Origin of the sequence: Psychrobacter sp. TB15 (assembly GCF_000511655.1) — a bacterium.
Taxonomy (GTDB): Bacteria; Pseudomonadota; Gammaproteobacteria; order Pseudomonadales; family Moraxellaceae; genus Psychrobacter; species Psychrobacter submarinus.
Genome location: NZ_AYXN01000034.1, coordinates 1 through 15,468 on the forward strand (window position 1 = coordinate 1; position 15,468 = coordinate 15,468).

The window sequence follows — 15,468 nt, forward strand, 5'->3', positions numbered from 1 at the left end:
TGACCCCTGCCGTCAAATCCGTACACATAAACTTGGGAGATTTTAATTACGCAGCCTGACGATAATAATCAAACCACACCTGTCTTGGCGATTGATAGCCCAAACCCTTTTGAATCCTCGTCTGATTGTAGTACAGCTCGATATAACTGATAATATCATTGATGGCTGTGAACCTTGTTTTATAGTCTTGATGATATACCAGCTCATTCTTTAATGTGCCCCAGAAGCTTTCTATCGGAGCGTTATCGAAACAGTTGCCTTTGCCGCTCATTGAGCCTATAAATTGATGCTGCTTAATGGTCTTGTGGTAGGCGTGACTGCAATACTGACTGCCTCTGTCTGAATGAACGATTAGCCCTTTGTTTGGACGTTTATTCCTGATGGCCATGTTCAATGCGCGACAGACCAAATCTGCGGTCATGCGTTTGTTGATCGCATAGCCGACCAGCTCTTTGGTATATAAGTCTTTGACTCCCGCTAAATACAACCAGCCCTCATGTGTCCAGATATAGGTAATATCGCTTACCCATGCTTGGTTAGGGCGACTGGTGTCAAACTTCTGATCGAGCACGTTTGGATAGACCAGCTTGTTGTGATTGGAGTCGGTGGTGACTTTAAAGCGCTTATGACTACGACATTTAATGCCGTGTTGCTCTTTGATGCTTCTTACCATATACAGGCTAATGTTATGGCCTTGCTCGCTTAGATGAGCATGCAGTCGATCTGCGCCATAACGTTCTTTCGTTTCATTGTGAGCCGCTTTAACCAGTAATTCAGACTGGTTGCGATGTATCTGTTGGTCGCTGAGATCACGACTTAGCCAGTCGTAATAGCTTGATGGCTTAACCCTTAACACACGGCACATAGTGGTGATGCGAAAGAGGAACTGGTTGTCTTTGATAAAGGCGTACCTGACTAACTGTTTCTCGCGAAGTACGCCGTCGCCTTTTTTAAGATCTCGCGCTCCTCTTCGGCAACTTTAAGCTGTCGCTTTAGGCGTTTTACCTCTTCAAGCGCACTCATAAGTTCAGGGTCATACTGCTTTGTTCCTACAAGCTTGCCTTGATTAGCTTTGTTCTGCCAGTTGGATAGCGTTTGCATGGCGATGCCAAGTTGCTTTGCGGTCGCTGAAATATTGCCGTTGTTATCCGCTATCTTCTTGACGGCTTCAGCTTTAAATTCGTCACTGTAGGTTCTTACTTTCTTGGTCATGGTAAACTCCGATTAATACGCTTAGTTTACCAAGTTTACCTCTACGGTTTCTTCAGCATAGCTCATTTCATCAGAAAAAATACCATCCAATCTAGTTTGCAAATCCTCTAAAGTGTAGTTATCTTCCATTTAATTATCTCACCTTACCAATATAGACGTTATTACTAATTTTGATATAAGATACCTCATTACCATCAATTATACTATTCTTAGATAGAACAGTTATCGACTTAACATCATTACCTCTAAAACCTGCTTCTATTTTGTAAATAGAATAGCCCAGTATAGCTAACGAAGGATTAGAGAAATACATATCAGTTTTAGCATACATATACCCTATTATGGCTATTAAAGCTACAAAAAGTATTTGGTATCTATAATCATCAAAATCAAACGCAACCAAAGGAATTATATAGGTAACCAAGAAGACCAAGTGTTCATAGCTATCATTGCTTACTGACTTTACACTAAACGGTGTATGGTTATTAGCTCCTAACTTACTTCTCAATTTAAACATCAGTAAAAGAGAATATATGAATAGTAGTAAATTAAATAAGCTAAATAGATAGATAGAAAATAGTTCATTCAATTTGATAGAACTACATTTTTCACCCCAACAAACTGGTACAGTCAAGAAAAACACGAATATAAAAAGCATTGATAGTGAAATTAAATACAACTCATACTTTTTCATTATTCCCTCCACCATGCTATTTTAAATCTATTGTATATAAAAACATCGTTAAAAGGCTGTAAACTTTCAGCGTCAGCGACATCAAATGTCGTATTAAGTGTACTTATATAATATTTTTGTAACAACCTGAAGATCTGAGATCCTTTATTAATTTTTAAGTTTATAAAAACTTAATTATGTTTAACTTTTAAACAATCTTTATCATATAAAAAACCCCGCATCATTTTGATACGGGGTTTCTTTTTATCTTATTAATTAGCTTGAAAGCAAAGATTAAGTCAACTGAGCAACGTTAATTTTATCCGCTTCTTCAGTGTACTCTTCCATACGATCGAAGTTCATGTACTGATACACTTCATCGCCCATGCTGTTGAGCATACCAGCGTACTGCTGATATTCATCATTGGTTGGCAGTTTACCGAGTACTGCAGCGACTGCAGCAAGCTCTGCAGACGCGAGATAAACGTTTGCGCCTTGACCGAGACGGTTCGGGAAGTTACGAGTCGACGTCGAAACGGCAGTAGATTTCGGTGCGATACGCGCTTGGTTACCCATACATAGTGAGCAGCCTGGCATCTCAGTACGAGCGCCGGCTTGTGCGTAGACGTTGTAATAACCTTCTTCCATCAACTGACGGGCATCCATCTTAGTTGGTGGTGCGATCCATAGACGAGTCTTCAGGCTACCCGCTGGGACGTCTTGTAGCAGTTTACCTGCCGCGCGGAAATGACCGATGTTGGTCATGCACGAACCAATAAATACTTCATCAATGGTATCGCCTGCGACGTCAGCCAAAGTCTTGGCATCGTCTGGATCGTTCGGGCAGCATAGGATTGGCTCTTTGATCTCGCTCATGTCGATAGTCATATCGATGGTGTATTCCGCGTCCGCGTCAGCACGCATCAGGCTTGGGTTTGCTAACCAGTCTTGCATTTGCTCGATACGGCGGCTGATGGTACGCGCGTCGCCATAACCTTCTGAGATCATCCATTTAAGCAGCGTGATGTTTGAGTTTAGGTACTCAGTTACCGACTCTTCAGATAAGGTGATAGTACAACCAGCAGCACTACGCTCAGCTGAGGCATCAGATAGCTCAAACGCTTGCTCAGCAGTTAGGTCTTCTAGACCTTCGATCTCAAGAATACGACCGTTGAACTCGTTGATTTTTCCTTTCTTATCGACCGTCAAGTAACCTTCTTTGATGGCTTGGTAAGGAATGGCATGGACGAGGTCACGCAAGGTGATACCAGGCTGACGCTCACCGACGAAGCGCACACGCACAGACTCAGGCATATCAAGTGGCATCACACCAGTCGCGGCTGCGAATGCAACTAGACCAGAACCCGCTGGGAATGAGATGCCCATTGGGAAACGCGTGTGCGAGTCACCACCAGTACCCACAGTATCTGGAAGTAGCATACGGTTCAGCCAGCTGTGAATGATACCATCGCCCGGACGTAAGCTGACGCCGCCGCGGTTCATGATAAAGTCAGGTAGCGTGTGCTGAGTCTCAACGTCGACTGGCTTTGGATAAGCAGCGGTGTGACAGAATGACTGCATGACGAGGTCTGCTTGGAAACCTAGGCACGCCAAGTCTTTTAGCTCATCACGCGTCATCGGACCTGTGGTATCCTGAGAGCCAACGGTAGTCATTTTTGGCTCACAGTACATACCTGGGCGTACGCCTGGTAGACCACACGCTTTGCCGACCATTTTTTGCGCAAGGGTAAAGCCTTTACCCGTATCGGCTGGCTCTTCTGGCTTGGCGAATACGTCTGAATGACCCAGACCCATGTACTCACGAGCACGGTTAGTGAGACCACGACCAACGATCAATGGAATACGGCCACCAGCACGCACTTCGTCAAGTAGCGTTGGCGAGTTTAGTTTGAACTCTGAGATGATCTCGTCTGAGTCATGCTTAGTGATTTTGCCGTCATGTGGGTAGATGTCAAACACATCGCCCATGTTTAGGTTATCGACAGCTACTTTTTCGATTGGCAAGGCGCCAGAATCTTCCATCGTATTAAAGAAGATAGGAGCGATATTGTTACCCAGTACCAGACCGCCGCCGCGTTTGTTTGGTACGTTTGGAATATCTTCGCCCATCAGCCATAGCACTGAGTTGGTCGCAGACTTACGGCTAGAGCCAGTACCGACGACGTCACCAACGTACGCTAGCGGATGGCCTTTTTCTTTTAGCTCATCAATAAGGTTCATTGGACCGCGCACGCCCTCTTCGTCAGCAGTAATGCCGTCACGAGAGTTTTTGTGCATGGCAAGCGAGTGCAGTGGAATATCAGGACGGCTCCACGCGTCTTGCGCAGGAGATAAGTCATCAGTGTTGGTTTCGCCTGTGACTTTAAACGTCGTGTAAGTCGATTTCTTTGGTACCTCGTCACGGTTCAAAAACCACTCAGCGTCAGCCCAAGACTGAATCACTTCTTTTGCGATGTCGTTACCGGCTTCGGCTTTTTCAGTCACGTCATTGAACGCGTCAAATACGAGCAAAGTTTTCTTAAGTGCTTCTGCCGCATCTTGAGCAACTTCTTCATCATCCAATGCTGCCACTAATGGCTGTACGTTGTAGCCGCCTTGCATGGTGCCTAGAATTTCAACCGCTTTTTTCTTATCGATAAGTGGTGAGCTCGCCTCACCTTTAACGATAGCGGCCAAAAATGCAGCTTTTACATAAGCGGCTTGGTCAACGCCAGCTGGAATACGGTTTTCTAGCAGGTTCATTAAGAACGATTCTTCGCCCGCTGGTGGGTTTTTTAGTAGCTCAACCAACTGGGCTACCTGTTTTTCATTTAGTGGAAGCGGTACAGTTCCTAGCTCAGCACGTTCTTCGACATGTTTACGATAAGCTTCTAACACAATAATTGTCCTCGTAGTTGGGCTAGTACATTGCGTGAGTAGTCAGAATGACTGCCTGCGTCGATGCACTATAGGAAATAATTAAGGGAATGTGGTCATTGAAATATTTGTGCTGCAATGATAGCTTAAAACGCTCAAAAAGTTAATGGCTTAGGCTGCAAAAGGCGTAGAATCAAGCCATATTCAATATTTATTATAAAAATAGTAGTAGCTACTAGAGTAAATATTAGACATATAAGTTCAATGCATTGGAAAACTAACGATTCAATATTAACTCATGGTTCGATATTAAACTCATGATTCTATATTAAATAGCATCATGACATTAAATAATATCAAGACCGACTCGGCGAACGGTTCCGATTCAATTTTAAAAGTTAAGGATAGTAAAATGAGCAATAACAATGAGCACTCAAACTATAAAAAAGGGTTAAAAGTGCGCACTGAGGTCATGGGCGAGGCTCACGTTAAGCGCTCACTCGATGCCGCCACAGCCTTTACTCAGCCCTTGCAAGATTGGATCATTGAGCACGCTTGGGGCACCACTTGGCAAGACGATAGCGTCTTACCGCGTAAGTATCGCTCCTTGGTTACCTTAGGATTTTTGATTGCGCAAAAGAGCCCGAATGAGCTAAAAGGTCATATCAGAGGCGCGATTAACAATGGCGCAAGCATTAAGGAGATTCGCGAGGTACTCATGCACAGCCTGCCTTACTGCGGCGCGCCTGCTACCCAAGAGGCTTTTCGCGCGGCTATCGAAGTATTTAATGAAATGGGTATAGATATTGATAACTTAAACAAAAAGCCATAGCACAAAGGGTTGAATAATAAACCCTGAGCGCAATATCTGCTATAATAAAGACACCTATAAAGCATGCTGATAATTCCATAAACCCTTATACTATAAAGGGTTAAGAGATCATTGATTATGACTACTGCCGTACAAACCCATGTTCCTGCGCCAAGAGTAAAACCCAAAAAAGCCATTCAAGGTGAAAAGCTGCGCGGCTACGATAAAGTCGCGCGCATCCCGATTAAAGTAATCCCGACAGTCGAAGCGAAGCAAAAGCCGGATTGGATTCGAGTAAAAATGTCCTCACCTGCTGAGGTGGCGCGTATCAAAGCCAAACTACGCGAACAAAAGCTCTATACTGTTTGTGAAGAAGCCGCTTGCCCGAATCTTGCGCAGTGCTTTGGTGACGGCACCGCCACCTTTATGATTATGGGCGACATCTGTACGCGTCGTTGCCCGTTTTGTGATGTCGGTCATGGTCGCCCAAACGAGCTTGATAAGGATGAGCCGCGTCATACCGCCGAGACTATTCAAGGTCTTGAGCTCAAATATGCAGTGATTACCTCAGTCGATCGCGACGATTTAAAAGATGGCGGCGCGCAGCATTTTGTTGAAGTGCTCAACGAATCACGGGCGCTAAGCCCAAACTGCCTGATCGAAATCTTAGTGCCTGATTTCCGTGGCCGTATGGATATTGCCTTAGACTTACTCACCGAAACAGCTCCTGATGTCTTTAACCATAATATCGAGACGGTTCCGCGCCTGTATAAAGCCTTCCGTCCAGGTTCTGATTATCAGCACTCGCTCGATCTGCTCAAGCTTTATAAAGAGCGTCGCCCTGATATCGCGACCAAATGCGGCTTTATGGTTGGCCTCGGCGAGACCGAAGAAGAGGTATATGCGCTACTTGATGATCTCAAAGCGCATGATGTCGATATGATTACGGTGGGTCAATACTTGCAGCCGAGTAAAAATCACGCCCCTGTCGATCGCTATGTGCATCCGGACGAGTTTCAGCGCTATATGGACTACGGCAAAAAGATTGGCTTCTTTAGCATTTGGGCCGGTCCCATGGTACGCTCAAGCTACTTTGCCGATCGTCAGTATTACGGTGAAGATTGCCCTGCGCCGATTCGTAGTAAAAAGGCGCTTGAGGCGGAAGGTAAGCTTGGCTGTTAAGAATGGATTGATAACAAAAAATGGAGACCCTGCTTGGGTCTCTTTTTTTATGCTAATGATTAGCATAAGTCCTTAGCAACTCTACTTAAAGCCACTACACTGCCGGATACAGAAAATGCTATATTTTGTCTAATGAATTTCATAGATACATACCGCTAATTTTATAAAAAAGGACTACCTTATGAGTGACGACTTCACCCCGCAAGAAGGCTCTTGCTCCTGCTATAGCAATACTTATACCATCAACCATACTCCTATGGCTCGCTTTATTTGTCACTGCACGATTTGTCAGGACTATACCGGTAAAGCCTATAATGATGTGACGGTTTTACTAAAATCAGACCTTAGCGAATTAGAGATTGATAAAACCCGCTTTCGTAGTTGGAAAATGCCGCCTAATATCAGCCGCGGACTGTGTAAGCGTTGTCATAAGCCTAGTATAGAGACGGCGGTAGGCGGCAATCTGGTATTAATCCCTACTGATAATTATCCTGATAAAGCGTCCTTGCCAGAGCCTACTATGCACCTATTTTATAATCGCCGTATCAGAGACGTGGATGATAACTTGCCTAAATACGAAGGCTTTGTACAAAGTCAAAGCATGGTGGTTAAGGAGTTGGCTCAAGGGCTGTATAAAAGAGTTACCAAACGCTAATGGTTATCGTCAACCGCTCGGTTTAGTATTTTAAGCGCTATTTTATCTTAAAAGACAAGCGTTACTGATAATTACAATGACTCGTTTTTAACTCCTCCATCTGGGACTGATATGATTTCAACCTTAGTAGAAGACACCGCTCATTTATCCGCTGACATTGCCATTATCGGCGGTAGCGGCTTATATCAGATGCAAGCGCTAAGCAATAAGCGTCAGGTAAAAATCTCAACGCCTTATGGTAAGCCATCTGATGACATTGTCATGGGTGAGCTAAATGGCGTAACTGTCGCTTTTTTGACCCGCCACGGTCAAGGGCACAGATTTAGCCCGTCAGAAGTTCCCTACCGCGCTAATATTTATGCGCTAAAAACTTTGGGCGTACGCTATGTCATTTCAGTCTCAGCGGTAGGCTCACTACGAGAGCATCTCAAACCTTTAGATATGGTCATTCCAGATCAGATGATCGATATGACCAAACAGCGAGCCAGTACCTTTTTTAGTGAGGGAGCGGTGGCGCATGTAGCAATGGCCGATCCTTTATGTGCGGCGCTTGGTGGGGTGTTAAAGCGCGCTTATAGTCAGGCAAATATTAGCGAAGGCCAATGTCATAGTACCGCGACTTACCTCTGTATCGAAGGGCCGCAATTTTCTACTCGCGCTGAGTCCAATTGGTATCGACAGATGAATGCTGACATCATTGGCATGACCAATATGCCAGAGGCTAAGCTTGCACGTGAAGCGAGCATGGCGTATGCTACGCTTGCGCTAGTGACAGATTTTGATTCATGGCATCCAAGTGAGGAAGATGTCAGCGCTGATTATGCGATTCAAAACCTTATGAAAAACGCCGATAACGCGCAGCAAGTGGTCAAACAAGCCGTGGCTTTACTTGCCAGCGAGCAGCCTGACTCTATTGCTCATACCGCGCTAGCGCAAGCGTTAGTCACCCCTATTGAGGCGATGAGTGAAGAAACGAAGACCAAGCTTAATGCATTATTGCCCAAGTAATATCGACCTCTATCACAAAAAAAAGCCATCAAATAGTTGATGGCTTTTGCATTTGTCATAATCGTAAATTAATAATCCTTAAGCTCATAACCATCAAGCCATCCTGCAGGCAGATATTGTAAATCCTCTGGCTCATCGATATCAGGTAGAGGTTGTAGCGAAGCTAATGACCAATTTAGATCTTTAATACGCTGCTTAGTCACTGCTGCCACATCACTGACGCTCCACGTCATATTGGTAAATAGGTGCGCGTTTATTTGCCTAAAGCCAAGCAGTACGTAACCGCCATCAAAAGCAGGAATCATGACGCTATTTAAGTTGTCTAACTGCTGCGCGGCATCTTGAATCACTGCCGCCGTCAAACTGGGACAATCGCTTCCTATTAACAACACCTTTTTAAACTTTGACAAAGCTTGCGTACTAGCCGTGTACATACGCTCTCCTAAATCACCATCGGCTTGTGCTGACCATGTCAATGACTCTGGTAGATTCAGCGTTTGCCAGCAAGGAGTATTAGGAGGGGGACTGACACATAATTCAACGCTAAAGCCCGTTGCTAACGCTTGCTCTACGCTATGTAGTAATAGCTGCTTTGCCATTTTTGCTGCACCATCACTGCCAAGCGCAGGTTGCAAGCGGGTTTTTGCCATGCCTTTAGCAGGGAATTTAGCGAATAGGATAATGCAGGTATTTTGTTCTTGAGTCATATTAAGAGTTTTCTATATTTAATCCACTATACAACAAACCCAGTGTTAGCATAGCTGTATTATTCTGATTTAGGCTTATCTATATTACTTATAATAACGCGCTTTAATGTTGTCCGCCGAGACGCCGCGCCAATAATCAAAACGCAGCTGCCACATCAGCAGTATCGTGCGGCAAGTGCCATGCTGCTCCCAGCGCCTCGCCGAGGTAATGACTTTAGTCTTTAGACAAGCAGGTTTAGACTTTGCTTTAAGCTGCTTGCATAGTTCAACATCTTCCATCAGCGCTTGCTGAGGATAGCCGCCAACTTGCTCAAAAAGCTTACGGGTAATAAAAATCGCTTGATCACCAGTTGCAATACTCATTAATCGTGAGCGTAAGTTTATCATTTGGCTGACCACCCAAAGCATCGGCTGACGACTATTTAACCTGACATCAAAACGCCCCCACTCTGATTTTTGTATAGCCATTTGGATAACAGAAATAGCTTGAGTTGGCAGCTCAGTATCAGCGTGTAAAAATAGTAGTATGTCGCTTGTTGCTAAGGACGCGCCTTTGTTCATCTGCCGCGCACGACCTGCTTGTGACTTAACCACTTGCCAATTAATAGCTGACTGATTACTGTTATTTAAATCTGCAATAAACTTTTGTGCCCATTCGAAGGAATCATCGTTTGAACCGCCATCAACAAAGATAATTTGCGGCGGTGATGGGTTTAGCCCAGCGATATGAGTAAACAAATGAGGCAGATTATTTGCCTCATTGAGTATAGGAACGATAATAGAAACCGTGGACATGCTATCTCACTACTTCTTGTTCAAATTCCAATTATAATTGGTATAACTGATCTTAGTCTTGCCGCTTTTTAAGTCAGCAATTTGTGATTTATTAAGACCGAGCGGTGAGCTATAACGCGCCAAAAACCCTTCTAAATCTCTGGTGCCGCGCCAATTACTCTCAAAGTCCTCTTTATACCACTTAAATATTGGCGAGATCTCAAGCGTGCTGCCCTTGAGACGGTTACGACTACTATCGGCGAGGAAATTGCGGGTGACTTGCTCTAATTGTTTATCGAGTTTACTGCCTGTGTAAGCATCATCCAACAATGCAGGACAACCAATGCTAGCACAGTTCACCGCAAAGTGAATACGCGGCTCATTATAGCGCCCAGAACCGCGAATCAGGTTGTGCTCGATATCATCAAGCGAGCGCTTTTTACCCAGTACGTTGACAAAGTCTTGTTTCCAAGGCGAGCTAAATATACCGCCGATATCCTTAATCGACTTTATATTAGGGTACTTAGTCAGCACTAAATCCACAGTACCCGCATTATAGACGTTGATTAAAAACGCCAATTGCTCATCTTTGCTCCAGCGGTTAAACTCAGACCGACTGACCGTAGCCGTCGCTGCCAAATAGCCATCAAGCTTGCTTTGGTCCGCTTTCATGCCGTTGTAATTAACGACAGATGCTTTGCCCCCGTTGGTCATAGTGACGTTTTTGTTTAGTAAGCTATCCCAAGTACTGTGGTTAAAATCAGCATAGGCAGCGCTTGATAGCATAAGGCTTGCGGCAATAAGGGCTTTGGTCGTTAAAGCTTTAGAAAATGGAGTTTTAGTTATAAGCATGAGATGAGCTCCGTTAATGCTGATAAGTTTTTTAAATCAAGGTGCTTAGAACTAGCTCTAAGCCACACTTACTTTTTCGTCTTCTAAAGCGCCGCCGCAGCTACTACCTTGCCCTGCTGTGCAGCCGTAACAATGGTCACCGATAGCGATATCGTCACCAGTAGGATTTTGGGTGAGCAGATCGCGCAAATGCTGGCGCGATTTATTGGGTACAGGCATCTCAAGCTGTTGATTAAAGTCACAATCGAACAGCTCGCCGAGCCAATTAACACTAATGGTCGAGCGGCACATCACCTCTTTAAGATTCCCCGCATCATAGTTATCTTTGAGCAAATCCATATAAGGATGGAACTCGTTCTTAGCCAATAGTACCGCACCAAAACGTTGAATCGGCATATTGGTCAACGCAAAAAGCTGATTAAACTCTATATTAAAGTGCTCTTTTAATTCACGTTTATAGTCCGCCTCTAGCATCTGCTGATTGGGTGGTAAGGTCGCGCCTTGTGGGTTATATACTAGATTTAAAGTCAGACCTGTATCTGCACGTCCATAACCCAAAGCATTAAGCTTATGTAGCCCTAAAATACTGTCGTCAAACGCGCCTTTGCCGCGCTGCTTATCGACGTTCTCAAGTGAATAACAAGGCAGTGAGGCGACCACTTCGACGCCATTATCCGCTAAGAACTGCGCCGTATCCTCAAAACCTTCTTCCATCAAGATCGTCAAATTACAGCGATCAATGACTTTAACGCCAAGTTTACGAGCCTCGACGACTAAGTATTTAAAATCGTCATGCATCTCGGGTGCGCCGCCGGTCAAATCAAGTGTATCGATATTTTGCGCTTGCAGTACTTTTAAAATCAGCTCAACCAACTCGCGCGACATCATCTCAGTACGATAAGGGCTTGCTGCCACATGACAATGCACGCAGGACATATTGCACAGGTAACCTAGATTGACTTGCAGCGTGGTTAATTTACGGCGCTTAATAGCAGGAAAATCCGTATGTTCAAGCAATTCAATAGTGGATTTCATAGCGTATGACCTTTGGATGATAATGGTTTTAATCTTTGATATTTACTGAGTATACAAGCAGAATATAGGAAAACTTTAAAGATGAATAGCTTTTTTGAGTGTTAACTCATTTATTATTACACTGTTTAATTATTCTATTGTGACGCGCAGTGGTAGCCAGTGTAACTAAATAATCAATAGTGCTAAGCTATTGTTTTATAAATTAATATCTTTAATGCGGTTCGTGCAGCCTCTACTTATTTTGCGTTGACAAAACGCTTGTCGATATAGCGCTTAAGATACCAAATCCAGCATCCCTGCGCGCTGAAATTGCCCCAACTGCCGATTGCGTACTTGTCACCGCAAGCGAGCAAATACAAAGTGCGGTTTTTGGGTCGATAGCTTTTTAACTTATCTCCTACTAAATAAGCCAGTAAGTTATCCGCTTCCACTTTGCCGCCAAATACTGCATGCACCCCAGAATGTGCCATCTCTCGATCCACGCGTGACGCCACATCGCCTACGGCAAAGACATTATCATGCGAAGTGCTTTGCTGCTTATCATTGACCGCAATAAAGCCCTTATCTACCGTTTCAAGGTTAGTCTGCGCGGCCCACGCCGAACCCATCACCCCAGTAGCCGCAATAGTCGCATCGGCCGCTAGCGTTTGCTTAGAGGTCGCTAATTTACCACCAGCTAAACCTTTGGCGCGCTCGTAGATAATCTCAATATTACGGCGCTGTAATTGCTTGATGACGCGAGAGCGAAAGCCTGCATCAAAGCCTGATAGCAGCTGCTCACCGCAAACCAAATAAGCTTGATGACTAGGATTAATTTGCTGCAAAGCAAACTGCGCGGCCATCACCAGCTCCGTTGCTGCAGCGCCTGCTCCGACTACTGCAACTTTATAATCACTCACTTGCTCAGCTTGCTTAAGGATCTGCTGCCACTGCTCGACGAAATTGAATATGGGCCTTACGGGAATTACGGTATTCTTTAGATTTTTATCTGCCAAATCTTTATCTATTAAGTCTTCATTAACTAGGCCGTCTGTATTAAGCCAAGTCATATCAGTATCTGCGCCTGTATTGAGCGACAGCAGCTCGTAATCAAAACGTTCGTCTTTAGCGTTTTTAGCGTCTTTAGCGTTTTTGACAGTAATAACCGTTTGAGTATCCGCATCGACAGCTATGATAGGTCGCTGTATTAGCGTCACGCCAGCACGTCTGCACAGCGCAGCGATATCGATACTGATCTCACTACGCTTATAATGAGAAGCCATCCAGCCCGGCAACATACCAGAATAAATCGTCTGCGGATGCTCAGTAATCACGCTTACTTCTACCTCCTGAAGATTATCTAAACGCTTACGGGCAAGCCTACGTAGCAAACCTATATGAGCGTGCCCTGCTCCAGCGAGCAGTAGTTTTTTGATAGGGCGCTGTTTTTTAGGGAATAGCTTTTTCATAACTTAGGCTTTTATGGATGATTAGAAAATATCGCTAAGATTAAAACATAAGTTAATATAATTTTAAGTCAGTCTATTGTAGGATGGATAAAATGTTTGGCCATTAATAAGGCCAAACGATATATGATCGCGCTAAGGCCAATGCAAGCGCGCAATAGGCCGTAATATTATAAACAGGCTGTATATTAACTATTCAACTTATCAAGGACCCTTATATGAATACTGCTATGAGCAATACTGAGCAAATTACTTCATCGAATACCAGCCATTATTTGCATCATACTTTCTTTACGCCAAAAGACAGCTCGGTAGATATAACCGCCACCCTACTAATCGTTCATGGCATGGCGGAGCACAGTGGTCGTTATAGCGATTTTGCGCAGTTCTTAGCAGATCACGGTATCGCTGTTGCCACTTATGATCAGCTCGGTCATGGTAAAACGGTCAAGTCAGAGAGTGAGTTTGGCTTCTTTGGTGAAGAGCACCCAGTGCAGTCGTTGCTAAAAGATGTGATTATCATGGCCGATAGCCTAAAAGCGAAGCATCCGGACGTGCCGCACTTTATTATGGGGCATTCAATGGGCTCGTTTATTGTGCGTACGGTGATGAAGCATCATGCGCACAGTTTTGCTGGTGCGATCTTGATGGGTAGCGCTGATACTGATCCTTTAGCCAAGGTTATTTTACCTATCAATAAAGCGCTCGCCAAAATCGCTCCCAAAAAGCCAAATGCCGTGTTTGCTAACATCATGAATAAAATCTTTAATAGTAAGCTGAATAATCGTATTTCTTCTTCACAGTTTGCTTGGCTCACCGAAAACCAAGCCAGTATCGAAGCGTATGAAGCCGATCCTCTAACCGGTTTTGACTTTACTAATAATGGTTACTTAACGCTATTTAACTTAATGGAATCCGGTCTAAACAAAAACTGGGCCGCGACTATTAATAAAGACTTTCCGATGCTGTTTATCAGCGGACAAAATGACCCCGTGGGTAATATGAGCAAAGGCATACGTAAAGTAGTCAACCGCTTAAATGAGCAAAGCTTTAGTGAGGTGGAGGTCAAGCTATATCCGCATATGCGTCACGAGCCACTACACGAACTTGAAAAACAGAGGGTTTATCAAGACATCTTGGACTGGATAAATAGTCATATCAACACTGTATAGCAGCCACTACTCTCAAGCTATAGAGTCACTATGCAATCGAGCGAATCTGTCTGAAGTGTCATTGCCAAATTGAGCTGACTAAAAGCCTGTGATTTGCTAAAACCTATAAAATTGGCGACAATACCAGCAGCAAGTGATAGCTCTGTCTTTATCGTACTTTGAATATTAACTTTTAGGAATTTTTATGTCATTACAACAAACCATCGAACAAGCTTTTGAAAATCGTAACGAGTACAGCCCAGCCAATATGCCACAAGATGTTCGTGAAGCTATCGAGCAAGTGCTTGAGCAATTAGACAATGGCAGCTTGCGCGTTGCGGAAAAAAAGGACGGCGAATGGGTCGTTAATCAGTGGGCGAAAAAGGCCGTCCTACTCTCGTTCCGTCTTAATGACAATTATGTGCAAGCTGCCGGCGAGCATGTGCAGTTCTATGACAAAGTACCGACCAAATTTGCTGATTGGAGTGAGGCGCAGTTTAAAGAAGCAGGCGTACGCGTCGTGCCACCAGCAGTCGCTCGTAAAGGCTCTTATGTCGCAGCAGGCGCGGTACTGATGCCATCATACGTCAACATTGGCGCTTATGTTGATCAAGGCGCGATGGTCGATACGTGGGCGACCGTTGGCTCTTGCGCGCAAATCGGTAAAAACGTCCATCTATCAGGCGGCGTCGGTATCGGCGGTGTGCTTGAGCCGCTACAAGCCAACCCGACTATTATCGAAGACAACTGCTTCATTGGTGCGCGCTCTGAGATCGTCGAAGGCGTTATCGTTGAGGAAGGCGCAGTCATCTCTATGGGCGTCTATATCGGTCAATCTACACGCATTTATGACCGCGAAACGGGCGAGATTCATCGCGGTCGTGTCCCTGCAGGTTCAGTCGTCGTTCCAGGCAGCTTACCTTCTGAAGACGGTACGTACAGTCTATACGCTGCTATCATCGTCAAAAAAGTCGATGCGCAAACGCGTGCAAAAACAGCGGTTAATGAGCTGCTACGCTTAGACTAATCTGCTCGCGTATACGTTGATTTTTGTACCAAACCGTTTTTAGGGCGTGTCCTCAATTC

General features: G+C 44.5%; 14 protein-coding genes. 6 read left to right on the top strand and 8 right to left on the bottom strand.

Translation table 11 applies throughout. The annotated features are described in order from the left end of the window. Window positions 1–46: 46 nt before the first annotated feature. From W234_RS0108005 to acnB, 3 genes are all read right to left on the bottom strand, one after another. A protein-coding gene (locus tag W234_RS0108005; RefSeq protein WP_156923945.1) for an IS3 family transposase occupies window positions 47–1,212 on the bottom strand; the annotation gives its coding sequence in 2 pieces (ribosomal slippage) (window positions 47–957 and window positions 957–1,212; 1,167 coding nt in all). Between the two features lie 133 nt (window positions 1,213–1,345). Beyond that, complete coding sequence (kwaA, locus tag W234_RS14675) at window positions 1,346–1,906, bottom strand: anti-phage protein KwaA (RefSeq protein ID WP_198013354.1); 561 nt, start codon at window positions 1,904–1,906, stop codon at window positions 1,346–1,348. Window positions 1,907–2,179: 273 nt separating this feature from the next. Continuing rightward, the gene (gene acnB, locus W234_RS0108025; RefSeq protein WP_025646364.1) at window positions 2,180–4,783 is read right to left on the bottom strand and encodes a bifunctional aconitate hydratase 2/2-methylisocitrate dehydratase; all 2,604 of its coding nucleotides are present in this window, start codon (window positions 4,781–4,783) and stop codon (window positions 2,180–2,182) included. A 391-nt stretch (window positions 4,784–5,174) separates the two neighbouring features. Between acnB and W234_RS0108030 the strand changes: the two genes are divergently transcribed. The 4 genes from W234_RS0108030 (at window position 5,175) to mtnP (ending at window position 8,418) form a co-directional block, all read left to right on the top strand. Beyond that, window positions 5,175–5,594, top strand: coding sequence for a carboxymuconolactone decarboxylase family protein (locus W234_RS0108030; protein WP_025646365.1), 420 nt, complete (start codon window positions 5,175–5,177; stop codon window positions 5,592–5,594). A gap of 117 nt (window positions 5,595–5,711) precedes the next feature. Next, window positions 5,712–6,755, top strand: coding sequence for a lipoyl synthase (gene lipA / locus W234_RS0108035; RefSeq protein WP_025646366.1), 1,044 nt, complete (start codon window positions 5,712–5,714; stop codon window positions 6,753–6,755). A gap of 181 nt (window positions 6,756–6,936) precedes the next feature. After that, entirely contained in the window at window positions 6,937–7,410 is a 474-nt protein-coding gene (locus W234_RS0108040; RefSeq protein WP_025646367.1) for a GFA family protein, read from the top strand. 111 nt (window positions 7,411–7,521) lie between these two features. Further along, on the top strand, window positions 7,522–8,418 hold the full coding sequence (mtnP, locus tag W234_RS0108045) for an S-methyl-5'-thioadenosine phosphorylase (protein WP_025646369.1): 897 nt from the start codon (window positions 7,522–7,524) through the stop codon (window positions 8,416–8,418). Between the two features lie 68 nt (window positions 8,419–8,486). Here the strand turns inward: mtnP and W234_RS0108050 are convergent, their stop codons facing one another. The 5 genes from W234_RS0108050 to W234_RS0108070 form a co-directional block, all read right to left on the bottom strand. Further along, a complete protein-coding gene (locus tag W234_RS0108050; RefSeq protein WP_025646370.1) occupies window positions 8,487–9,125 on the bottom strand; it encodes a TIGR04282 family arsenosugar biosynthesis glycosyltransferase in 639 nt (212 codons plus the stop codon). Between the two features lie 84 nt (window positions 9,126–9,209). Further along, window positions 9,210–9,920, bottom strand: a complete 711-nt coding sequence (locus tag W234_RS0108055) for a TIGR04283 family arsenosugar biosynthesis glycosyltransferase (RefSeq protein ID WP_025646371.1) — start codon at window positions 9,918–9,920, stop codon at window positions 9,210–9,212. 9 nt (window positions 9,921–9,929) lie between these two features. After that, window positions 9,930–10,751 (bottom strand): DUF547 domain-containing protein, encoded by an 822-nt coding sequence (locus tag W234_RS0108060; protein WP_025646372.1) that lies wholly within the window; start codon window positions 10,749–10,751, stop codon window positions 9,930–9,932. A 57-nt stretch (window positions 10,752–10,808) separates the two neighbouring features. Next, window positions 10,809–11,786: an arsenosugar biosynthesis radical SAM (seleno)protein ArsS gene (gene arsS, locus W234_RS0108065; protein WP_025646373.1), complete on the bottom strand. Its 978-nt coding sequence runs from the start codon at window positions 11,784–11,786 to the stop codon at window positions 10,809–10,811. A gap of 236 nt (window positions 11,787–12,022) precedes the next feature. Further along, window positions 12,023–13,234 (bottom strand): FAD-dependent oxidoreductase, encoded by a 1,212-nt coding sequence (locus tag W234_RS0108070; protein WP_025646374.1) that lies wholly within the window; start codon window positions 13,232–13,234, stop codon window positions 12,023–12,025. A 227-nt stretch (window positions 13,235–13,461) separates the two neighbouring features. On the opposite strand from W234_RS0108070, the gene W234_RS0108075 reads away from it, so the two are divergent. Both W234_RS0108075 and dapD read left to right on the top strand, forming a co-directional pair. Next, window positions 13,462–14,403, top strand: a complete 942-nt coding sequence (locus W234_RS0108075) for an alpha/beta fold hydrolase (RefSeq protein ID WP_025646375.1) — start codon at window positions 13,462–13,464, stop codon at window positions 14,401–14,403. Between the two features lie 184 nt (window positions 14,404–14,587). Then, the gene (dapD, locus tag W234_RS0108080) at window positions 14,588–15,409 is read left to right on the top strand and encodes a 2,3,4,5-tetrahydropyridine-2,6-dicarboxylate N-succinyltransferase (protein WP_025646376.1); all 822 of its coding nucleotides are present in this window, start codon (window positions 14,588–14,590) and stop codon (window positions 15,407–15,409) included. Window positions 15,410–15,468 lie beyond the last annotated feature (59 nt).